This is a genomic window from Vibrio sp. 704 (assembly GCF_033339295.1).
Genome location: NZ_JAWOUH010000001.1, coordinates 806877 through 829951, shown reverse-complemented (window position 1 = coordinate 829951; position 23075 = coordinate 806877). Strand labels below are relative to the sequence as shown.

Sequence of the window (23075 nt, the reverse complement as noted above, 5' to 3'; positions counted from 1 at the left end):
GCTCAAAATCAGGGCGAAGTGTAAAAAATTACGTTTCTGTCATAAATATTTAATGTTTGTATGGGTTGTTAAAAAACTGGATATTAGACATAGTGTTATTAAGCCAATAAAAAATGGCTTTTATAATAAATAGGAGATTAACTATGCATAATGAAATGATTCAACCTTCGCACTTCGGCATTATCGGCCGTACCTGCATCGCTTCAGTACTTATGATTGCGGGTGTTTTCGCTCTTATTTAAGAGTCAAGGGTAACGATGATTACCTTTTAAAGAGTAAGAAAATTCAGGGAATCACCTTAACCTTGTGTAAGGTATTCCCCTGAAAATCCAAGCTAGTCTTTAGTTATTAGCTGAAGAAGCTAAAAATCAATGCACTTACCGCCACAATGCCTGCTGCTAGAACAAAGTAAGTAGAGACATTTCCTCGATATTGTTTCATCGCCTCGATTTTATACACCGCTAACATTGGCATAATAAATAAGATCATTGCAATAACAGGCCCTGACAATGCTTCCATCATACCAAGAATACTTGGGTTCATGATCGCGGCCGCCCAGATTGAGAAGAACAGTGCTGCCACGCTGATACGATCAACACGCTTCTCAGATAGGTTAAAATGCTTGTTAATTAAACCATTTAAGCTTTCACGCGCACCTAAAAAATGCCCAAGGAAAGATGAAGTGATAGCAACAAACGCTACTAAAGGACCAAGTGTTGCAATAAATGGATTATCGGTTGCGTTCGCTAAGTAAGACAATACAGATACGTTTTGTTCTTTTGCTTGAGCCAATTGTTCAGGTGACAGTGTTAGCACACAGGAAAATACAAAAATAAGAACAAAGGCAATCAGCATGATGCTAGTGCGGCGAAGAATAACTTCGGATTTGGCATCTGCCTGCTTACCGTAATGGCGACGTTGTACATTTGCAAAGCTTGAAATTGCAGCTGCGTGACTAAACGAAAAAATCACTACAGGAACTGCTAACCACATAGTGCTAGCAAAAGCTGACGCTTCTGGCACATCCATGACAGGCATGGTCCAGTTCGGTATTAAGTAAAATGATAGAAAGGCAAGAATGGCAACAAGTGGGAACACCATAATGGCAAAGGCCCGTAGCATTACTTTTTCACCCGCCATCATAATAGCAATTAGTGCAAACACTAGTACGCCAGAAAGCAAAGGTCTAGGTAAAGAAGCCATATCAGCCTGATTTACCATGAAGCTATCTACTGTGTTTGTTATTCCAACACCATATATCAACAGGATCGGGAAGATCGAAAGAAAATACAGTAGTGAAATAGAACGGCCTGCTTTTGCGCCGAAGTGCTCTTCCACTACATCAGTGAAGTCTGCGTTTTTGATCTTAGAAGATAGTACAAAACGAGCTAAGCCACGGTGCGCAAGATAGGTCATTGGAAAAGCAAGTACTGCCATCGCGACTAAAGGCCAAAAACCACCAATCCCAAGGTTAATTGGCAGAAACAGGATGCCTGCGCCAACGGCTGTTCCAAATAGGCTAAGAACCCAATGTGTATCATGTTTTGACCAAGCTATGGTTGTGTTTATTTCACTAGGATTTAAGGCATTTCGAGATTCTTTCACTTTAAAACTCGCTTTTATAAAAATAATAATGCTGAAAATGGTAAAGGTTTTAGTGTTTATTATCACACGCAAAGCTTGGTGAATAATGCTGTGAATTTGGGGTGGTTGTAAATTATCCAACTATGAATTTTTCAATAAACCAGAATAAAGTTCTTAAATTTAATGCGTTTAATGGTTGTATGTGTTGAAATTTTCATCTTGTGTGGTTTTTGATTTTGCGGTTAAAACTTAATCACGGATGTATGTTCTAAGTGAGTTAGGCCTAATTTTCAGGAAGAATATTACATTTCTTAAGCACTTAATTGAGATGTTTGTGTCCCGTCATTTAGATGAGATTTAGGTATACTGCTGCCATTCATGTTAAAGAAGGAGTCATTGAATGGACATCTTGTCTGCGCAAAAAGAGGACTTATTTGCCATATATAAGCTCGAAAATACTTTATTTGGAGAGCACGCCTATCCTCAATTTTTCTTTCGGCAAGCTTTTGATTGTTGGGGAGAGAGCTTACTGGTAGCAAAAGAGGGAGAGCAGGTCGCAGGGTATATATTGCTAACGACTAGCACAAATGCACATCAATATTGGATCATGTCATTGGCCGTCGATATTCAACATAGAGGTAAAGGTATTGCGCGTTCCCTCCTAGAAAACGTTATTGCGCCGTTGAAGTTAGGCTCAAGCGTGAAATTGACTGTCGATCCTAAGAACCAACCTGCATTGTCTTTATACCTCTCCCTTGGCTTTAAAACGTTAGAAGAAGAAGCGCATTATTTTGGTGACGAAGAATCCAGGTTAGTCATGGAATTAGTAAAGTAATTCTGCACGATAATGATCGAAATTTGCACACAATCAGTGCGTAGCATTACGTTGCTATAATTGGTTTTAAGCTAACCTTTTGTATAGTAAAGGTTTTTAATCTTGGCACCTCACTTGCTTTACATAAACGTTCATCGATAACTCGATGCGCCGCTCTCAATAGCAGGCGAGAGCGGTATAGGGTATTACTTTTTGAAAATGTACTAACAGCGTTAAAGGCATTGCTGCCTCTCTCGATTCGGGAGAGGCTTTTTTTTGCTAGTAAGTTGGGCTGAATCGCACTGGAGGTGTTATGTCGCAAGGATGCAAAAAAACCACTTGTCCCTATTGTGGTGTTGGATGTGGTGTCGAGGTCAATGCGAAAGGAATCGTTGGGGATGCGTGTCATCCTGCAAATGCGGGATCACTGTGCGTAAAGGGCGTCGCGCTGGCAGAGAGTTTGAATATGCCTTCGCGCTTGCTGTATCCAAAGCTTGTCACCAAGCAGCGACCTCAAGGGCAAGAAGTACAATGGCAACAAGCCACGGATCTGATTGCAGAAAAGATTCATCAAGCGAAAGCGGAGTTTGGACCTGATTCCGTCGCTATGTATGTTTCTGGTCAGTTGTTGACGGAAGACTATTACGTCGCCAACAAACTCATGAAAGGCTATGTTGGCAGCGCTAACATCGATACTAACTCCCGTTTGTGTATGTCTTCGGCGGTTGCGGCTCATGTACGAGCATTTGGTGAAGATGTCGTTCCCGTCAATTACGACGATATTGATAAGACTGAGCTATTGATAATTTGCGGTGCTAATACCGCTTGGACGCATCCTGTTTTATTCCGACGTATTCAACAAGCGAGAGAAAACAATCCTAACCTCAAGCTGGTGGTCATTGACCCGCGTGAAACGGTCACTGCACAGCAAGCCGATTTGCATCTATCGATTAAAAACGATGGGGATGTATCACTTTTTAATGGGCTGCTTAAGTTTCTTATTGAGCAGCAATGTATTGATTCTGAATACATAAATTCCTATACCGACGGGTTTGATACACTTAAAGAAGAAGTCTCTGACTTGCGTTACGATGTCACTAATCTAACGTCTTCCATTGGGATTTCAGAAGAAAAACTCACGACATTCTTCCAATGGTTTGCACAAAGCCCAACCGCAATCACGTTGTTTTGCCAAGGGGTTAACCAAGCCGAAAATGGTGTCGATAAAGGCAATGCCATTATTGATGCACACTTGGCGACAGGTAAAATTGCCAAGTCAGGTTGCGGGCCATTTTCTATTACAGGTCAACCGAATGCGATGGGTGGACGAGAAGTGGGTGGTTTGGCAAATCAATTAGCGGTTCATCGTGCTTTTGACGCAGAGTCTATTAAGCAAGTGCAGGCGTTCTGGGATTCACCAGAAATTGCCACTCAGCCCGGTTTAAAAGCCGTTGAACTGTTTGAGGCGGTAGAACGTGGTGAGATTAAAGTTCTGTGGATCATGGCAACCAATCCTGTTGTCTCTTTGCCAGATAACCAATTGGTAAAACGAGCACTAGAGATTTGTCCGTTTGTGATTGTTTCCGATATCACAGCGGATTCGGATGTTGCGCATTACGCGGACCTATTGCTGCCCGCCGCTGGTTGGGGGGAGAAGCAAGGCATGGTGACCAACTCTGAGCGTCGACTTTCAAGGCAGCGCCAGTTTCAAACGCCTCCGGGTGAAGCAAAATCAGATTGGTGGGCGATATGCCAAGTCGGACAAGCTCTGTGTGCATTGGAAAAGACACAAAATGGCTTTGCGTTTACTTCTGAGCGGGCGGTATTCAGGGAATATGCGGCGATGACAGGTATGAATGCAGATTCGCCATTGAAGCTAGATCTTTCTCAATACGCCAACTTAACCGAGCAAGAATACGAAGAGTGGGTGCCAACACAATGGGGAGGAGAGCGTCCTTTTGCTGATGGCGTCTATTCGCACCCAGATGGTAAAGCGCGTTTTGTCGTGACCAGTGAATCTCCAACGCGTTTAGAAAGAACAAAAGGCTGGTGGCTCAATACGGGCAGGCAACGCGATCAATGGCATACCATGACGCGCACAGGTCATATCGCACACCTTGCCGCCTCTGAGTTAGAACCAACCGTGTACATGAACACACTCTCTGCTACTCAAAATCGCTTGAAAGCAGGACAACTCACTAAGCTGTTTCAGCCTACTTCAAACACCGGTATTTATGCCAAAGTTGCCATTGATGAAGGTTTGGGTTTTCAGGAGCTGTTTATGTCAATGCACTGGGCGGGTCGATATGGTGGTGAAAGCAGTGTTAACACGATAGTAAACAGCGCAAAAGACCCTATTTCTGGGCAGCCTGCGTTTAAGTCATCTTATGTTGAAGTGCAAGAGGCGGCGGTAAAAACTTACGGTACGTTCATTGGTACACAGTTTGATTCCGGCAAGTTTCTCTACAGCGCATTTCAAGCAGAAAGTAATTTAGGCATCTGGCGCTTTGCACACGACAAACGACCAAAGAAGCAGAGTTTTTGTCGAACGGAAAAGAGCCGCAGGATTACGATAGATATTGCCCAAGGTTGGCTAGCGGTGGATTACGACCTTGTTGGAGACGTTCGTATCATTCGCTCTGTTTTAGTGGTGTCTAATGAACCGATTCAGACCGACTGCACCAACTTTACCGGCTTGATTGGCAAACCTATGGAGCTATCGCAACTGCTTACCATCACTCAATCGCAAAGCAGTGCCAAACTGGTTTGTAGTTGTTTCCGGGTTACTGATAAACAAATACATGACGCGATGGAGAAGCAAGACTGCACGTCACTGACTCAACTTCAAAACAAACTCAAATGCGGCACTAACTGTGGTTCGTGCGTTTCTCAAATCAAACAAATGGTCGACAGCCATCAGCATCAAAAGGGCAAACAGCAAGCGAACCAGCAAAGTCTGGCTATTCAAATCAAGTAAGTCATAAAGAGGATAAGCACATGGAAGCGCCTTATCAAAAGTCTTGGTTTAAGAAAGGACAAGCGAGTCAGAATCAAGAACGCTCGTCTCGCTTTTCTAAGCATGATCAAGCAAGCAAACTGAACCAACTTTTAGAAGACCATTCAATAGACCTCGACGCGAACCACAAAGGTTTTGTCTCGATTGTCGGAGCAGGGCCCCACGATCCTGACTTGTTAACGGTAAAGGCTGTAAAAGCGATTATGTCGGCAGAGGTTCTGTTGTACGACCGTTTGGTTAACAAAGATATTTTGGAGTTGGCTTCGCCACAAGCCGATTGGATTTACGTGGGCAAACGATGCGGACAACCTAGTATTGGTCAGGAAGAAATTTGTGATTTGATGGTGTCGCTCGCTCAGCAAGGAAAGCGAGTTGTACGCTTAAAAGGGGGAGATCCATTCGTATTTGGCCGTGGAGGCGAAGAGGCGTTAGCACTCGTCAAACACTCAATCGCTTACGAAGTTATTCCCGGCATTACTGCTGCGATTGGATGTTCAGCAAACAGCTTGATTCCGCTGACTCATCGTGGCGTTGCTCGCAGCGTTACCTTTGTTACGGGGCAAGTGGTAACTGGCGCATTTGAGGCTTGGAGCCAACTGATGCAAAGCGGACAAACGTTAGTCTTCTATATGGGGTTAGAAAAGTCATCGCAAATACAAACGGGATTAATCAACTCTGGTTTGAGAGAAGACTTCCCAGTCGCGATCATCACTCATGGTTGCAGCCCTCAACAGCAAGTTCATGTTACCCAACTCAATCAGCTCAATGATTTATCGATTACACTTAAAGGCATCAGCCCAGCATTGATTGTGATGGGAGAAGTTGTCAAACTGCGCGAACAACTAATAGAAACCGTACAGTCAGTGACGGAATACGAGGGAATATGAGCAGCATTTTGGAGTGTATCAGAACAGTCGGTCGTGGCGAACGTGGTAGAAAACCACTGAACTTTGACCAAGCGTTTCGAGTTATGGATGAATACCTAAACGGAGAGTGCGATGATGATCAAATGGCAATGCTGCTGATGCTGATCCGCGTACAAAACGAGACTCAACAAGAAATCGCTGGCTTTGTGAAAGCATTCCAATCCCGCATGCCTGCTATTGGTGCAGACATCGACTGGCCATGTTATGCAGGCAAACGTGAAGCGGCAGGTCAGCCTTGGCACCTGTTAGCAGCGAAGATCCTTGCCGATAATGGTCATAAAGTGCTGATGCATGGCTATCACGACCGTCAATCTGGACGTTTACACGCAGAAGATTACCTCGACAAGTTTGCTATCGAGAAAGCGGAATCAGCAGAAGAAGCAAAGCGTGTCTTAGAAACACAAAACATCGTGTATCTACCGCTCAGCGCATTTGCTCCACAAGCAGAAACCATGACCGGTTGGAAGAATCGTTATGGGCTTAGAACGCCGATTAATACCGTGGTTCGAGCATTGAATCCGGGGCAAGCAACGGTTGGTATTCGTGGTAGCTTCCATCCTGGTTTCCAACAACTTCATGCTGAAGTGGAATATGAGATTGGTCAAACCGCTCATGCCGTTGTGTCATTCAAAGGACAATCGGGTGAGTCCGAATACAACCCGAAAGTAAGCCAAACCGTATGGTTAAGCCAAACAAGCGGCGTGACATCGCATTACTGGACGGAGCAAATGCTGTCTGAGGTGCCAATGCCTGCGAACTGCCCGTTTGGGACGTCAGAAGATGACATGAACCAAATGGCGAATACGGTTCTCGCTACGATGACAGTGGTCTTGTTTGCACAAATGCACGACAGAGAAAAAGCATTCGAACGCGCCTTCTCTTACTGGCAAGCCTATTGCGGCCAGCAATAACGAACTATTGTCAATTAATGTAAAACCAACGACGCAAAGTTGTTGAATCTGAATCCATTATCTATTGTTTGAAGAAGGTAAAAGATCCTAGCTCGCCAATGATGTGTTTCACCACCTTGCTCCGTATCAGAGTGGTGAAACCGCAGTTTTAGCCTCAATCGCGTTCGTTTCTCGCTGCGCTTTTGAGAATGAGAAATTCCCATATGGTAAGACACAGAGGACATGGATAATGGTTCTAAAGCATACCACTCCTAGTGAAAAGGCTTCTCACCCGATCCCGCAAGAAGCCTTCGATTGGTACGACGAATACGCCCACGGAAAAATCACGCGCCGTGAGTTTCTTAATTGGCTGGGTGGCCTTGCTGTGCTCGGCTTTAGTATGACAGCACTGGTCGATGCGTTAACCCCGAATTACGCACTCGCAGAACAAGTTTCATTTAACGATCCTGACATCAAAGCAACTTACGAAACCTTTCCATCTCCAAATGGGCATGGAGAAGGGCGTGGTTATTTGGTGATGCCACAGAAGAAGACCTTGAAATCGCCGACCGTGTTGGTGATTCATGAAAACCGAGGTCTGAACCCTTATATCAAAGATGTCGCAAGACGACTTGCAAAAGATGGCTTTATTGCTTTCGCGCCAGACGCGCTTTATCCACTCGGCGGCTATCCGGGGAACGACGATGAGGGTCGCGCCATGCAGAAAGATATGGACAGAGCCAAGATAGAACAAGACTTTATTGCAGCGGCTAACTTCCTTAAGCAATACGAGGGTGGTAACGGTAAATTGGGCGCGGTTGGATTCTGCTTCGGTGGATACATTGTCAACATGCTTGCGGCGGTAATGCCAGAAGAGCTCGATGCAGGTGTGCCTTTCTATGGAACACCAGCGGCGCAAGAGATCCAAAAGCAAGTCAAAGGGCCTTTGATGATTCACTTTGCAGGGCTCGATAAGCGTGTTAACGACACATGGCCTGCCTATGAGCAGCAGTTAATTGCAACCGACGCTCAGTATCAAGCGTTAATGTATGAGAACGTCAACCACGGCTTCCATAACGACTCAACGGCACGCTACGCACCAGAAGAAGCAGCACTCGCTTGGGAGCGCACACTCGGCTTCTTCAAAGAACATCTCGCCTCTAGTTAAAACGCGTCTACTTTAGTTGGCACATTCCTTGTTATGTCTCTCTTAGTGAGTGAGATATAAACAAGGAATGTGCATGACTCAATCAACGTCAAAAACACCCATCATAGTATGCTGTGATAGCCTCCAAGAGCAGGCTCGATTGTCCGGCTTATTGAGCAAAGATTACGACAACATCATCGGCTGCCAATTGGCACAACTAGAAACGTTAATGCAACGAGAACCGTCGGCAAGCGTTGTGGTTGGATGGCAGCAACCAACCGCGGAACTGCGTTTGATCGTCGATTTCTGCCGCAGAAAATCGGCACCACTTCTTATCGTCTTAAAGCAATTATCATCCAATGATATCAATCGGTTATCAGAAAAAATGGACTATGTTCTTATGCCGCACGATAGTGAGTTTGCTCTTCAACCTTGGATTGAACATGCGACATTAGTGAGAGCGAAATTCGAAAGTATGCAATCGGAAATTGAATCGCTGACCCATAAGATTGAAGAGCGCAAGCTGGTGGAAAAAGCCAAAGGTCTGCTGATGAAGATGCACAGCGTTGATGAAGATCAGGCTTATAAAGCGCTTAGAAACTCAGCCATGCAATCGAGCCAAACGCTCGCACAAGTTGCCAAGAATTTGATAACTACTTTGGAAGTGTTGGATTAGTTGCTCTACCACTTTAGGGTTAGGGGGCATTTTCTAACGTGGTGCGTGTTGCACTATCAGCAAGCAATAACGGGGGATAACGAACTGCGGAATATGCTAATTTATTGTATTTACTGTGAAAAATAAGTTGGCACAGTAATTGGATTAGTAGAATTGGGTTTATTGTTGAATCGCTTATCTCAATTATCAACGGCGGTAATTGTAGACTTAGCAACGGCGCTACTGCTCTTCGGAGTAGTGGCGCTTTTTTTATGGGAGCAAACCAATGAAATGGAGTTCGATGCTGAAAGTGTCAGCAATTTCGTTATCGGTATTCACCACGGTCAGCGTAAAGGCAGAGTTGGGTGAGCCAGAAATTGAAGACCTGAAGTTTGGTTTTATTAAGTTAACCGATATGGCACCGCTGGCGGTTGCTTATGAGAAAGGCTTTTTTGAAGACGAAGGCTTGTACGTCACTTTAGAAGCACAAGCAAACTGGAAGGTGCTATTAGACCGAGTCATCGACGGTGAGCTTGCTGGCGCGCACATGCTTGCTGGTCAGCCATTGGGCGCAACGATTGGTGTTGGCACAAAAGCAGAAGTGATTACTGCGTTCAGTATGGATTTGAACGGCAACGCAATCACGGTTTCCAATGATACTTGGGAGCAGATGAAGCAGTACATTCCAAAACAACCAGATGGTAAACCTGTTCACCCAATCAAAGCGGATGCATTGAAGCCTGTGGTCGACAGCTATCTGGATAAAGGCAAACCGTTCAACATGGGGATGGTGTTCCCTGTATCGACGCACAACTATGAGTTGCGATACTGGTTAGCGGCAGGTGGGATTCATCCAGGCTTTTACGCTCCAGACTCAGGTGATAACAGTGGCCAATTGGATGCTGACGTTCTTTTGAGTGTTACACCGCCACCACAAATGCCAGCAACAATGGAAGCGGGCACGATCAAAGGGTACTGCGTAGGCGAACCATGGAACCAACAAGCCGTATTCAAAGGTATTGGTACGCCAGTCGTGACCGATTACGAGATCTGGAAGAACAACCCAGAGAAAGTATTTGGTGTTTCCAAAGCTTGGGCTGAGAAATATCCAAACACACACATTCGCGTAGTGAAAGCCTTGATTCGAGCGGCACATTGGTTGGATGAAAACGACAATGCCAACCGCCAAGAAGCAGTGAAGATGCTATCAAAAAGCGAGTACGTCGGAGCCGATGCCGAAGTTATCGCCAACTCAATGACCGGCACATTTGAATACGAGAAAGGCGACAAACGAGACGTGCCAGACTTCAACGTGTTCTTCCGTCATAACGCCACTTATCCGTATTACAGCGATGCGATTTGGTATCTGACCCAAATGCGTCGCTGGGGACAGATCTCAAGCGAGAAATCCGATGATTGGTACATGGATGTCGCAAAAGAGGTTTACCGTCCGGACATTTACCAACAAGCGGCTCAAGCGCTAATTGAAGATGGTGTGTTGAGCAAAAAAGACTTCCCAGATTTCAGTGCTGAAGATGGCTTTCGTGCGCCACAAACACACTTTATCGACAACATCGTTTATGACGGTCGCGAGCCAAATAAATATCTAGAGAAGTTCTCTATCGGGCTTAAAGGAAAAGACAAAGTTTAACCATAACGATAAACGCCACAGGCGAGGGGGATTCGCTTGTGGCAACAAGGATGTAAATTTCTTAGGAGTGAGTATGTCTAGTAATGTCATTTCCCTTTTTCCTGCTAAGCAGGTAGTGAACCGAAGTCGGTTGGTGCTTTTGCCCGTCATTGGTTTGCTGATCTTCTTGGCAATGTGGCACTTAGCGGCGAGAGAAGTGCAAACTTCATTAGGTACGCTACCGGGACCAGTGCAAACTTTTCAGCAGTTTAGCAACCTTGTCGATGACCATTGGCAAGAGCGAGAAAAGGAACAAGCGTTTATCGAGCGTCAGGAAAAGCGCAATGCTGCGAAGTTAGCGAAGAATCCAGACGCGGAAGTGAAGATTCGTCCTTACACAGGTAAACCGACGTTTTTCGACCAAATCGTGACTAGCTTAGTGACTGTGACCGCGGGCTTTCTGCTGGCGACGATTATCGCGATTCCGCTTGGCATCGTGCTTGGTCTTACTCAAGGGCTGTATCAAGCGTTCAACCCAATCATTCAACTGCTCAAGCCCGTATCACCTTTAGCTTGGCTACCCATCGTTACCATGGTTGTAAGTGCCACTTATGTGAGTGATGACCCGATGTTTGCTAAGTCGTTCATTAACTCTCTGATCACAGTAGCGCTATGTAGCTTATGGCCGACGCTGATTAATACCGCTGTGGGTGTAACGAGCGTTGATAAAGACTTAATCAACGTGAGCAAAGTGCTCCAACTTTCGTGGTGGCAGCACATTCGCACTATCGTTTTACCTTCTGCCATTCCAATGATCTTCACAGGTTTACGTCTCTCTTTAGGTATCGCTTGGATGGTGTTGATTGCGGCAGAAATGCTCGCTCAGAACCCGGGGTTAGGCAAGTTCGTTTGGGATGAATTCCAGAACGGCAGCTCGGCATCATTGGGGCGCATCATGGTGGCAGTCATCACCATTGGTTTTATCGGTTTGATGCTCGATAGAGGCATGCTGCAACTTCAAAAGTGGTTGTCTTGGAATAAACAACAAGCGTTGAGATAAGGGAAAAGATCATGGAAAAAGCATTATTAGATCTAACGCGATTAGGGATGCGATTCCCAACGCCAGATGGCGAGTTCATCGCGCTTAAGAACGTCGATTTACAAATAAATAAAGGCGAGTTTGTATCCCTAATTGGTCACTCTGGCTGTGGTAAATCAACGGTATTGAACTTAGTTGCAGGGCTGCACATGCCAACAGACGGCGGTGTGATCGTCGATGGACGAGAGGTGGCAGGACCGGGACCTGACCGCGCAGTGGTGTTCCAAAACCATTCATTATTGCCTTGGTTAACCGTGTATCAAAACGTTGAGCTCGCAGTAAAACAAATTGCCGGCAAAAAGGGCAAAGCGTGGATTCAGGAACAAGTGAATCACTACTTGGAGTTGATTCAAATGCAGCATGCCGCGCACAAAAAGCCGGATGAAATCTCGGGCGGTATGAAGCAGCGAGTCGGCATTGCGAGAGCACTGGCACTTCAACCGAAGGTTTTGCTGATGGATGAACCATTTGGTGCGTTGGATGCGTTAACTCGTGCGCACTTACAGGATGCACTGATGAAGATCCAAGCCGAGCTAAACAACACCGTCATCATGATTACTCACGATGTGGATGAAGCGGTGCTGCTATCTGACAAAATCGTGATGATGACTAACGGACCGGCTGCAACTATTGGTGAAGTGTTAGAAGTGAATCTACGTCGCCCTCGTGAGCGTGTAGCACTGGCGGATGATGCGCAGTATCAGAAGTGTCGACAAGCGGTGCTGAAGTTCCTTTACGAGAAGCAATCCAAAGTCGAGATTCCTGCTTCGAAAGAAGACCAACCCAAAAACGCAGCGCAAACGGCATAAGGAGGCAGCGATGAACAGTCCTTTAACGATTCCAGTAAAGAACGCATTGAGCCACATCGTTGTGGTAGGCAACGGTATGGTCGGGCAACACCTCGTCGAGCAATTAGTGCAGAAAAACGCGCATTTGGAGCACCGAATTACCGTGATTGGTGCAGAGCGCTTTATCGCGTATGACCGTGTACAGTTGTCCTCTTTGTTTGCGGGCAAATCTCATGATGATTTGATGCTGAGTAACCAAGAATGGTACGACATGCATGGCATCCAACTCGTACTTGGCTGCCAAGTAACAGGCATCGACAGAGAACAAAAGCGCCTTCTGCTTGATGGTGAAGATGTGCTGGGTTACGACCAACTTGTGCTCGCGACTGGTTCTTACCCGTTTGTGCCTCCAATTGAGGGTAAAGACCGAGACAACGTGTTTGTCTACCGCACGCTTGATGACCTTTCACAAATCAAGAAGGCATGTGAAGGCGCAAGAACAGGCGCAGTGATTGGTGGTGGCTTGTTGGGTTTAGAAGCGGCAAACGCACTCAAACTATTGGGGCTAGAAACTCACGTTATTGAATTTGCACCCCGCCTGATGCCCGTGCAGTTAGACGATGGTGCTGGCTTAGTGCTAAAAGAGAAGATTGAAGCGCTGGGGCTAACTGTTCATACCTCGACGGGTACGGAGCGAATCTGCGATGGTGAAACGGCTAAGCATCGTATGGTGTTTAAAGACAAAGATCCTCTCGAAGTGGATGTGATTGTCTTCTCCGCAGGTATTCGCCCTCAAGATGAGTTGGCAAAAATGGCTGAGCTAGAAGTCGGCGAGCGAGGCGGCATTGTGATTGACAACCAATGCCAAACCAGCGATGAGAATATTTATGCGATTGGCGAATGTGCCCTTTGGGAGCAGAAGATCTTTGGTTTAGTCGCACCCGGTTACACCATGGCGAGAACCACTGCCGATGTCTTGACTGGGATGCCAAGCGAAGGTTTCAAAGGTGCAGACATGAGCACCAAACTCAAGCTGCTTGGGGTGGATGTGGCGTCTATCGGCGATGCACAAATGCAAACCGAAGGCGCACAAGAAATGGTATTGCAAGATGCGGTCGCAGGCATCTACAAAAAGCTGGTGGTTGATGCGAGCGGCACCCAATTGCTCGGTGCAATTCTTGTTGGTGACAACAGCGATTACGATGCGCTCTTACAGTGTTATTTGAACAAAACGGTCCTGCCAGACCACGCGGCGAACCTGCTGTTTGATACCGGAATGCTTGATGGAGAGATGCCAGACAGCGCCATTATCTGTTCTTGTCACAACGTCACAAAAGGCGACTTAGTTGCCGAGATTCAAGCTGGCACCACCAACCTTACGGACCTTAAAGCGAACACCAAAGCCGGTACTGGCTGTGGTGGCTGTAGCAATATGGTGAAGTCGGTATTGGATACTCAACTGGCAGCCATGGGGGTAGAGGTTAACAACCACCTTTGTGAGCACTTTGAGTTAAGTCGCCAAGAGATGTTCCATATTTGCCAAGTGGAACAAATCAAAGACTTCGACACCTTAATTGCACTGCATGGCAAAGGGCATGGGTGTGATATCTGTAAGCCGACAGCGGCATCTGTTTTTGCTTCTTTGTGGAATGAACACATCATGGAGCCGCAGCATCAATCTCTGCAAGACTCTAATGATGCCTTTATGGCGAACCTACAAAAAGATGGCTCTTACTCGATTGTGCCTCGTGTTCCGGGTGGCGAAATCACACCAGACAAACTCATCGTGCTAGGCGAAGTCGCTCAGCAATACGATCTATACACCAAAATCACTGGCGGTCAACGCGTGGATTTATTTGGCGCGCAGTTAGAACAGCTTCCTGAAATCTGGCAAACCTTGATTGATGCTGGTTTTGAAACAGGGCACGCCTACGGCAAGTCGGTGCGCACCGTGAAATCTTGTGTGGGTTCTACTTGGTGTCGCTATGGTGTTGATGACTCGGTCGGATTAGCGATTGAGTTAGAGAACCGCTACAAAGGATTGCGAGCGCCCCATAAGCTTAAGTTTGCCGTATCGGGATGTACTCGCGAGTGTGCAGAAGCGCAAAGTAAAGACATTGGGGTGATCGCCACTGAAAACGGCTGGAATCTATATGTGTGTGGTAATGGCGGCATGAGACCAAGACACGCTGATTTGTTTGCATCCGACTTATCCAAACCAGAGTTGATCATCATGATTGACCGAGTTTTGATGTTCTACGTCAGCACCGCTGATCGCTTGCAGCGCACGTCTGTGTGGATGGAGAATATGGAAGGGGGCCTAGATTACCTTAAACAAGTGATTTTGGATGACTCTCTGAATCTATGTGATTCTTTGGATGAACAAATGGCACGAGTCGTAGATACCTATCAATGTGAGTGGAAGAGTACGTTAGATAATCCTCAAAAATTGCAACGCTTCCGTCCTTTCTTGAACAGCACATCGGGCAGCAAAGTCTTACCGTACCAACGTGTGCGCGGTCAGCGTATTCCAGTGAAACAGGAGGTGTAAATGGCAGCTTTAACCAAAGTGAAATTGTGTCAGCGTGATGACCTAATGCCGTTCATCGGTGCCACGGTGTTGATTGAAGGCGAGCATGTGGCGTTGTTCTACATTCCAGATAGCGGTGTTTACGCCGTTCAAGATTGGGACCCAATTGGTAAGGCTTATGTGATGAGTCGAGGGATTGTCGGTGATATTGATGGTGAGATGTGTGTCGCATCACCACTGTATAAACAGCACTTCAGTTTAAAGAGTGGGCAATGTTTGGAAGACGATGCGCACTGCCTAAAAACGTGGCAAGTAACGATCGACGATAATCAGGTTTGTTATTTAGCCGAAGAATGATCCTCGAAATTAGCTTGCTCGATATGAATAAATTATTGGCATAAGAGAAAAGCGAATAAAGCTCCAGAGACAGCACAGTATCGCTCTGGAGCTTTTTGTTATTTGGAAGGATTCACTTGGAGTTCGGTATAGCCAGTCGAGTCGTCCATCGCTCTAGTGAACTCAAGTTCTGAGTACGAATGGATGATCAACTCTGCGGTAGTATCAATCACTGTGCCTTCCAGCAAATGCCCACCCCAAACTCGTCCTTCACGATCAGACACCGAGATATGAACGTGTTGATGTTCAGGCGTTAGTGTTCCCATCACAGAGACGATTTCAAATGGCTCTCGTTTGGCTAACGTACTCTCTGCACCTGCCAAACGAAGGTTGAGGTCAGAGATACAACCAACGCATGAGGTAATCGAGCCTGCTTTGATACCGTACTGCTCGACCAATTTCGCTAGGCTCAGCTTTAAGTCCATGCCTTTGGTAAGACGTACTGCTATCACTTCAATCGACATGTTATTTCCTAATCAAAACCAGTAAGCAGGAAAGCGCCGTATCCAAGTCGGCATAACGTTTAGCTTTGCCAAGTACGCGCATACCTTGCATGTTGTTGAGAACAAAACGAGCGAGCTCTTCTGGTTTCAGCGTTTTCGGCACTAAGGTTTCTTTTTGCGCATTGGTCAGCGCATCCGCAATGATGTCGATAAGATGGTCAAACAAAAAATGCCCTTTACGCAGTACATCATCGTCTTCACCAGCGTGCTCAATCAACGCATTTTGGATAAAACACCCACAGCTGCGTTTGCGTTGCAGATCAGCAAAAGATTTAAGGAACGATTCCAACTCAGGTAAGGACGCGTCGTCTTTTTCCAAATCATTCAGTGACGGTAGCGAGACCTTTTTCAAGTAGGTATCGAGCGCTTCGTAGTAGAGCTGTTGCTTGTCACCATAGGTGTTGTAAAGACTGAAGCGGTTGATGTTCAACTCGTCGGTGAGATCCGAGATAGACGTGTTCGCAAAGCCCTTGCGCCAAAACACATCCATAGCCACGAGAAGCTTTTCATCTCGGTCGAAGTTGGCTTTTCTTGCCATAAATTACCTGCCTGGGTCTGCTTATCGGGTAATTAAATTGCTTTGGAGGGATGGTACAGAGAACCTCTAGCGTTCGAACTGGACCAATATGATGAATACCCATCTATTCTTGGGTATCAGCCCCCAAATTCATGTGAACTTACAAACGGCATCAAAAATCTCGCTCAGCAAACAGACCCACAACTGTTTGAAAATTTTTGATAGTGAAGTTCTTGACTGATCGTTTATAAACTGGCTACAGTATATCCTAACCAATCGGTTAGAAAAAGATAAAAGGATGTGAAATGAAGCTCTATGAAACCGCAATGACTCCAAGTTGTAAGCGAGTTAGCATTTTTCTAAAGGAAATCGGTGGCGAGGTTGAGCGAATTGCGCTGAACGTTCGTGAGGGCGATAACCTATCTGAACCGTTTAAATCGAAAAGCGTGAACGGTAAAGTGCCTCTGCTCGAACTGGATGATGGTACGACGATCTGTGAAAGTGTGGCGATTTGTCGCTACCTAGATGAAGCGTTTGAAAATGATCTGGCGCTGTTTGGTGCTAACCAGCTCGAACGTGCTCAGGTGGAAATGTGGCATCGCGTTGTCGAATTCCAAGGACTAAATGCGGCATTTCAGGCGTTTCGAAACATGACCGGAGTTTATGGAGACAGAGAACGTTGCGTTGAAGCATGGGGCGAAGAATCAAAACAACGCGTCTACGAATTTCTGCCCGTCTTAGACAAGCGTCTTGAACATAATGATTTTATCGCCGTAGACCATTTTACTATCGTCGATATAACAGGCTTTATTTTGATCAGTTTCGCAATTAAAGGCCTAGAAATTGATGTGCTATCGACGTCGCCAAACATTGCTCGATGGTATAACCAAATTTTAGCTAGACCTGCATTTCAGAGTTAATGTATTGCAGCGAGTGGATGATAGCTCGCTGCTACCACCTTACCGATTCTTAACTCAGCAGGATATTCAAATTTTCTCAGATTTTTCTTATTTTTTCTCCTATCGCCTATAATTGGAAAAACAACCTCAATTTGCTTCGTTGCGTTTTAGAGCCTCGAGCTCTTGGTCCGTAGACGCTCTCTTTCATCATGGAAAGTCTAGTAATAGACAAGGAGAGGTCATGAGTATTCAAGTGAAAACTATCAATAATATTCTAATAGCCCTGTTAATGGTTTCGGTTTTTGGTCTATTCGCACTGTACCTCAATTACATACAGCAGAATGAACAGATTGAAAGGCTGCAAAGTCAGTTAATCGAAAAAGAGCATCAGATACTAATTTCTAATGAAGCGTTGTCTTACACTCGATATCAACACCAATTATTAGCCGAAGACTACAGCCGTTTTAGAAATGAGCAGTCAGTGACTAGTGTTTTGCGTTAGCCAGTATAGCAACTGTATTAAGGAGGAAGATGAAACCCATTCTTTTGGTCGATGACAGTAAAACAGTACTGCTTTACATCAGCAGTGCATTGGAAAAGCAAGGCTATGAAGTGGTTGCAGTTGAAGACGGAAGAGCGGCGCTTGAAGTGCTAACCCACCGCCCTGATATTCAGTTTGTGCTGAGCGATTTAATGATGCCTAGAATTAATGGTATTGAATTGTGTCGCCAATTAAAATCTAAAGTTAGCGAACGTTACATTTTCTTTGTTCTACTGTCTTCTAGAAATGACCAAAGTTCGATCGTGAAAGGCATTGATGCTGGCGCAGATGATTTCGTAGATAAGAAGACGTCTGTAGAGGAACTTCAGGCCAGAATCCGTGCGGGGTTTCGTACTTTAGAACTGCACAACAAACTCGTTGAGAGAAATAAAGAGCTAGATGCGGCCTATCAAACAATCCACCAAGACCTACAGTCTGCTAGTCATCTGATGGAGCAACTACTCCCTGCTGAATCAACTATTCAGAATGTAAATTTTAGCTATGTCTACAAACCATGCTCCCAGATTGGTGGTGATATGTTGGGGTATTTGGAGCTCGATGAACAACATGTTGCGTTTTATGTATTTGATGTTTCTGGTCATGGTATTTCTTCAGCTTTGATGGCTTTTTCTATTCAACAGACGCTATCTCAAAGTCAGGGGCCTGATTCGATCACGATGGAGTTGAGAGATGACTGCTATTGCGTAAGTGAGCCAGCATCTGTGATTGAACGGCTAAATCGGCGTTATCAGCAAACTAGAAACAGTCAACTTTACTTTACTATGGCTTACGCCATTCTTAACACAAAATCAGGGCGACTTAGCTATTGCACGGCTGGCCACCCCAGGATCTTAGTTTGGCGAGCGAGTACGAACACGATGGAACAGATAGGTGACGATAACTTTATCGTTGGTGCAATGCAGCCGATAGAATATAGCGGTAACCAAATTAGTCTAGATGAGGGCGATGCATTGTGGCTTTATTCGGATGGTTTGATTGAAGCGAGGCAGGGTGAGGAGATGTTTTCACTACAACGATTGGCATCGAGTATAAAAGCTGTTTGCACGCTGCCAGTTGAAGATCAAGTGGGAGACGTCTTTAAAAAAGTACAATCTTGGCACAACGAAGATGAGTTTGATGATGATGCCAGCCTTTTACAGGTAAAATGGCATGGTGAGAGGCTCGATTTTAAGGAAAAGAATGTCAAAGAGCGAATTTAAACGAACTTACGGGAGCTCCCTTACTCACTCACGAAGTGCGAGCAAAGACGTTGTTCGGTTTTTGATGGGTCATCAAATCCCCTTAAATGCAATTCAATCATTGGAGCTTTGTGTCGTTGAGCTCATGAATAACGCTTATATTCATTCTTACAGTGAAATAGAAGGCCTGCCAATTGAAGTGGAGTGTAGGGTTGGGGATGACCAAGTGTCCGGTTTCGTGGAACTGAGAGTCTCTGATTGCGGAGCGCCGATCAATGAGAAGACGTTCATCCAACATAAAAATAAACAGATTGAGGCACCTAACTTAATGGATGACGATAGTTGGTCCTCCTCTGGTCGCGGACTGATGTTAGTCGCTCAATTATCTGACCTGTTTAAATTGGAAAAAGGTTTCGAAAACAATACGTTTGTTGTAGTGAAAAGGAATTGGGAGAGAAACTAACAACCAAGCAAAGTCGATTTGCTTCACTTGGTCCCTAGCGTTAATCTGACGGTTGCGTTGTATATCATTGTTATTTTGTATTCGTTGTTGGTGCTGGTGATAGTAACGCCTCCAACTCTTCTGGTGTTAGAATATCACTGATGTTTAACATATTATTTTCATCATCTAGCGCCATCTTTGTACGGCTAAGTAAGTACCTTTTTTGAGTTGGTGTTAGGTCTTTGAGAGACTCAATCAACTCCCTGAAATTGCTATTATTCATTGCCATATTTCCCCCAGTTAAGCCTTGAATTTCTTTATTGCATATTCTTCAAGTAAGCGAAGATTTGTTGATTAATTGCAGCTAGCTCTTCAGTAACTATAGCTATATCTGAGCTATCTGGCGCTGTATCGTTTCTGGTTTTTTCTTCTATTCTTTGAAACGCAATGACCGCGGTGTCTTCTCCGAAACTCTCTAGAATGCCCTTTAAACTATGCGCTAATAGATAGAGTTCTGACCAACATCTGCTTGTATATAGCTCATCTATACGCTCTATATCATTCGTGTGATCTTCAAGGTATGTAGAAAAAACAGTGACGATCAGATCTACGTCGTTATCCATGTATGTATTGAGAACATCAAAATTAATCATGTATACCCCTATTAAACGTTGCGGTAGAGGAATGTTTCGGATAATGAAGGCTTAGCCGAAGGTATGAATGGCATAACCAGTATTTGAGCAGAAATAGTTTGCTTGTCGCTTGAGATAAACTTACAAAAAGAAAGTCATTGTTAAAGATATTTTGACTTATATCCAAACGGCAATGGTCGAAATGTAGGGGTGAAAAAACTTCAACTCGCGTGTTTTTAACACAAGTAGCAAAGGGGACGTTTCCAAGTAAAACGCCGAGTCGGTAAGTGTCTTGCAGTCCTAGTTTAAGGCTATCGTTACATACGGACGCCAGACGTTCGCCAACTTTGACTATTCCTTCAGTCAAGGCTAACTCTCCTCATTAAGTACAAGTATAAATTAGCAATCTAGTTGCATATTGGCAAGTGATCTGCGGCAAAAAAGGGACTCGCGTCCCTTTTGTATTACTAGCTTTGCTTAGAGTCCTGTTCTATTTGCTTCATAAGCTCGTTGGCTTTCTTCATAGCGCGTCTTGCGCTTGAAGTCCTTCGCTTATTAAGTAATATATCGGAGAAGCGTAAGTATTTATCAGCAGTTTTGAATCTTAAATCGTTAACATCCTGAAAACCAATAGGAAAGTTTTTCGAGAACAGATCCACATCCTTCACCAAGTTATCGAGATGAGTTGTCGTCCTTGCCTTTTCTAGGCGAGAATAAAAGTTTTCAAACTCTTTTTGGAACAGGATTCTAGCGGCATCTTCTGGAAACGGTAGAGGGCTGTTGGAATCTAGCGCTGTCTCATATAATTTCATTTCCAGCACTGCATCTTTCATCGCATTACTTATCTGTAAGTTCTCTTGATGCTCTTCTACGTTTGAAAAGAAGGTGTTCCCAACCTTAATAAGAGCAACAAGTGCAGCTGCGTCTTTCTTTTGGAGTGCTTCAGTGAGGTGCTGACCGAAAACATCGCTAGATAACGAACTTGGCGTGAAAGGATAACCTTGATGAATCTGATTTAACTCATCCTTGAGCTCATAGATGGATTTACTGCCGTCTTCTTTACTGTACCGAGACTTTTCAAGTTGACTGTTGATTTGCCTTGCTATCGAAAGTAACGTGGAGTGCTTGCTTGACTGAATATCTAAGGCAAGAACTTCTATTTTATGTGAGTCAGGGTAGTAGGTTTTTGCTTTATCAAGTATGGACTCAATTTCATCATAATTCGGGTAGTTGTTGGCATCAGAATTCAAAACCTGATCAATTTCAGATTCAAACTCGCTGAGAATATAGGTCTTGTGTAAGCGTAATAAGCCAGCCTTAACGACTGGATGTAAGCTTTTTTCACTATCAATCAGTGCCAAACTTTTTTCTGCTAGCGTATCAAGCTGCCACTCTTGTCCGGCAATTTGATCATTTTGCTTGCTAATAACGGTTTCCAAATTGGCGATGGTTTCTTGTTGCTGCTGATAACCAAATACAATGCCGCTAACTAATAATATACTCGCTGCCGCGCCGCTAGCGATAGGCCAATAGCGCATATTCAATTTGCGTTTCAACTGCTCAGGGGTCAGCTCGTTCGGAATGATGCCAGTTGAAAATACGCTTGAAAATATTGGCCACTTAGATGCAGGCATGTTAGTTGGTTTAGAGACCTTGATCTTCTTTTTGAGAGCTTCATTAACTGGAGTTCTTGCGTAAGGGTGTTTGCAACTCAATAGCTCGTAAGCAATACAAAATAGAGCAAACATATCGTCGCTTAAGTTCGGTTCCTTACCGGATAACAGGTTGAGTGATGCATAGTTGGGAGTATAACCAAGCGTTTCAACATTTTCGGATTTACGTTTAGCCGCATATTGATCCTGCTTTAATTGATGAGTTTTAGATACACCAAAATCAAGCAACTTAACGTTACCCTCAGACGTTAAAATCACATTAGCGGGCTTTAGGTCGGCGTGCACTACACCAAGAGAGTGAGCATATGAGAGTGCATCGAGTACCTGATTTAGGATTGATAAAGTTGCATTAAACTTCAGCCCATGGGGCCTAGAACGCTGTATTAAACTCTCTAATGTTTCTCCGTTAATATACTCCATAACTAAAAAGTATATTTCGCCATCAACACCAAAATCAAAAACCCTAATGATATTAGGGTGGCTTAACCTTTGAGTTTGTTGAGCTTCACGTATTAACATGCGTGCAGTCTCTGGTTGAGAAGCAAACTCTTTCTGTAATATTTTTAACGCAACGTAGGGTGTTTCTGAACCTGAAGATTCAAGAATCCTATCTTTAGCTAAGTAAACATCGCAAAGCCCACCATGCCCAATAACCGACTCAATTTCATACCGATTTTTAACGGTCGCTCCTATTAAGCTTTCGTTAATAACATCTTTGTTATTATTTAATGAGTCATCTTTATTGTTTTTTTTCTTATTAACTAACGGAGTGTTTTCTTTTTGAGACAGTTTTGTATTTGTTTCATTTTTATTTTTAACGGAGGTTTCATTATTAGTGAGTTTGGTTGATTTAATTGCATTGTCTCGTTTTTGAGTCTTTACAATTTTAGTTTTATCTCCGCTTTCTTCGCTATTTATAGAATTGTTTTTATTACTGTCTTCCATCACAAGAACTCCGTATAAATGATGGGGGAATATATACCTTTCTGCTCAATGAAAAGTCATTATGTTAGAATTTCTCGGCCAAACTAACATTCGTTTTTTTATTGATGAAAGTCTAAGTGTCAAAAATTTGAACTTGGTTGGATAATTAAAATTGTTGAACAATACGTGATTGCTTTGATAAAAAAATGATTCATTATTCCGTGCATGATTTTCAATGGCAGTATTAAGATTTTTATTAATCTTACTGTT

At 44.4% G+C, this 23075-nt stretch carries 21 protein-coding genes; 15 read left to right on the top strand and 6 right to left on the bottom strand.

Annotated features, from left to right (window positions below):
- Positions 1 to 348: 348 nt before the first annotated feature.
- Positions 349 to 1605: an aromatic amino acid transport family protein gene (locus R7R24_RS03475; protein WP_206946472.1), complete on the bottom strand. Its 1257-nt coding sequence runs from the start codon at positions 1603 to 1605 to the stop codon at positions 349 to 351.
- A 379-nt stretch (positions 1606 to 1984) separates the two neighbouring features.
- On the opposite strand from R7R24_RS03475, the gene R7R24_RS03470 reads away from it, so the two are divergent.
- From R7R24_RS03470 to nirD, 11 genes are all read left to right on the top strand, one after another.
- Positions 1985 to 2419 (top strand): GNAT family N-acetyltransferase, encoded by a 435-nt coding sequence (locus tag R7R24_RS03470; RefSeq protein WP_031781129.1) that lies wholly within the window; start codon positions 1985 to 1987, stop codon positions 2417 to 2419.
- A gap of 292 nt (positions 2420 to 2711) precedes the next feature.
- Positions 2712 to 5375 carry a nitrate reductase gene (locus R7R24_RS03465; protein ID WP_191115826.1) on the top strand — a complete coding sequence of 888 codons (2664 nt, stop codon included), beginning with the start codon at positions 2712 to 2714 and terminating at the stop codon, positions 5373 to 5375.
- 20 nt (positions 5376 to 5395) lie between these two features.
- Positions 5396 to 6301 carry a uroporphyrinogen-III C-methyltransferase gene (cobA, locus tag R7R24_RS03460; RefSeq protein ID WP_191115825.1) on the top strand — a complete coding sequence of 302 codons (906 nt, stop codon included), beginning with the start codon at positions 5396 to 5398 and terminating at the stop codon, positions 6299 to 6301.
- The gene (locus tag R7R24_RS03455; protein ID WP_191115824.1) at positions 6298 to 7251 is read left to right on the top strand and encodes a glycosyl transferase family protein; all 954 of its coding nucleotides are present in this window, start codon (positions 6298 to 6300) and stop codon (positions 7249 to 7251) included. The genes cobA and R7R24_RS03455 overlap by 4 nt, the downstream gene beginning before the upstream one ends.
- A gap of 229 nt (positions 7252 to 7480) precedes the next feature.
- Complete coding sequence (locus tag R7R24_RS03450; protein ID WP_191115823.1) at positions 7481 to 8398, top strand: dienelactone hydrolase family protein; 918 nt, start codon at positions 7481 to 7483, stop codon at positions 8396 to 8398.
- Positions 8399 to 8471: 73 nt separating this feature from the next.
- Positions 8472 to 9053, top strand: coding sequence for an ANTAR domain-containing response regulator (locus R7R24_RS03445; RefSeq protein ID WP_012129218.1), 582 nt, complete (start codon positions 8472 to 8474; stop codon positions 9051 to 9053).
- 265 nt (positions 9054 to 9318) lie between these two features.
- Positions 9319 to 10683 carry a CmpA/NrtA family ABC transporter substrate-binding protein gene (locus R7R24_RS03440; protein ID WP_005375887.1) on the top strand — a complete coding sequence of 455 codons (1365 nt, stop codon included), beginning with the start codon at positions 9319 to 9321 and terminating at the stop codon, positions 10681 to 10683.
- Between the two features lie 73 nt (positions 10684 to 10756).
- Positions 10757 to 11722: an ABC transporter permease gene (locus tag R7R24_RS03435; RefSeq protein WP_191115821.1), complete on the top strand. Its 966-nt coding sequence runs from the start codon at positions 10757 to 10759 to the stop codon at positions 11720 to 11722.
- Between the two features lie 11 nt (positions 11723 to 11733).
- Positions 11734 to 12570, top strand: coding sequence for an ABC transporter ATP-binding protein (locus R7R24_RS03430; RefSeq protein ID WP_191115820.1), 837 nt, complete (start codon positions 11734 to 11736; stop codon positions 12568 to 12570).
- Positions 12571 to 12580: 10 nt separating this feature from the next.
- Positions 12581 to 15100 (top strand): nitrite reductase large subunit NirB, encoded by a 2520-nt coding sequence (gene nirB, locus R7R24_RS03425; RefSeq protein WP_053307744.1) that lies wholly within the window; start codon positions 12581 to 12583, stop codon positions 15098 to 15100.
- Positions 15101 to 15436: a nitrite reductase small subunit NirD gene (gene nirD, locus R7R24_RS03420; protein ID WP_053307743.1), complete on the top strand. Its 336-nt coding sequence runs from the start codon at positions 15101 to 15103 to the stop codon at positions 15434 to 15436.
- Positions 15437 to 15534: 98 nt separating this feature from the next.
- Here nirD and R7R24_RS03415 read toward each other — a convergent pair whose 3' ends face one another.
- Together R7R24_RS03415 and R7R24_RS03410 are read right to left on the bottom strand one after the other, a co-directional pair.
- Complete coding sequence (locus R7R24_RS03415) at positions 15535 to 15939, bottom strand: PPC domain-containing DNA-binding protein (RefSeq protein ID WP_053307742.1); 405 nt, start codon at positions 15937 to 15939, stop codon at positions 15535 to 15537.
- 1 nt (position 15940) lies between these two features.
- Positions 15941 to 16516 carry a TetR/AcrR family transcriptional regulator gene (locus tag R7R24_RS03410; protein WP_009701863.1) on the bottom strand — a complete coding sequence of 192 codons (576 nt, stop codon included), beginning with the start codon at positions 16514 to 16516 and terminating at the stop codon, positions 15941 to 15943.
- Positions 16517 to 16800: 284 nt separating this feature from the next.
- Here R7R24_RS03410 and R7R24_RS03405 point away from each other — a divergent pair, with 284 nt between their 5' ends.
- The 4 genes from R7R24_RS03405 (at position 16801) to R7R24_RS03390 (ending at position 19597) form a co-directional block, all read left to right on the top strand.
- Positions 16801 to 17415, top strand: a complete 615-nt coding sequence (locus R7R24_RS03405; RefSeq protein WP_005375905.1) for a glutathione S-transferase family protein — start codon at positions 16801 to 16803, stop codon at positions 17413 to 17415.
- Between the two features lie 220 nt (positions 17416 to 17635).
- Positions 17636 to 17896 carry a hypothetical protein gene (locus R7R24_RS03400; protein WP_053303685.1) on the top strand — a complete coding sequence of 87 codons (261 nt, stop codon included), beginning with the start codon at positions 17636 to 17638 and terminating at the stop codon, positions 17894 to 17896.
- Positions 17897 to 17925: 29 nt separating this feature from the next.
- The gene (locus R7R24_RS03395; protein ID WP_053307741.1) at positions 17926 to 19155 is read left to right on the top strand and encodes a PP2C family protein-serine/threonine phosphatase; all 1230 of its coding nucleotides are present in this window, start codon (positions 17926 to 17928) and stop codon (positions 19153 to 19155) included.
- A complete protein-coding gene (locus R7R24_RS03390; RefSeq protein ID WP_005375914.1) occupies positions 19136 to 19597 on the top strand; it encodes an ATP-binding protein in 462 nt (153 codons plus the stop codon). The genes R7R24_RS03395 and R7R24_RS03390 overlap by 20 nt, the downstream gene beginning before the upstream one ends.
- 70 nt (positions 19598 to 19667) lie before the next feature.
- Here R7R24_RS03390 and R7R24_RS03385 read toward each other — a convergent pair whose 3' ends face one another.
- The 3 genes from R7R24_RS03385 to R7R24_RS03375 all read right to left on the bottom strand — a co-directional run bounded on the left by R7R24_RS03385 (position 19668) and on the right by R7R24_RS03375 (position 22826).
- Positions 19668 to 19859, bottom strand: a complete 192-nt coding sequence (locus R7R24_RS03385; RefSeq protein WP_005375916.1) for a hypothetical protein — start codon at positions 19857 to 19859, stop codon at positions 19668 to 19670.
- Between the two features lie 34 nt (positions 19860 to 19893).
- Complete coding sequence (locus tag R7R24_RS03380; RefSeq protein WP_005375918.1) at positions 19894 to 20229, bottom strand: Hpt domain-containing protein; 336 nt, start codon at positions 20227 to 20229, stop codon at positions 19894 to 19896.
- Positions 20230 to 20675: 446 nt separating this feature from the next.
- Positions 20676 to 22826, bottom strand: coding sequence for a serine/threonine-protein kinase (locus R7R24_RS03375; protein ID WP_318119417.1), 2151 nt, complete (start codon positions 22824 to 22826; stop codon positions 20676 to 20678).
- Positions 22827 to 23075 lie beyond the last annotated feature (249 nt).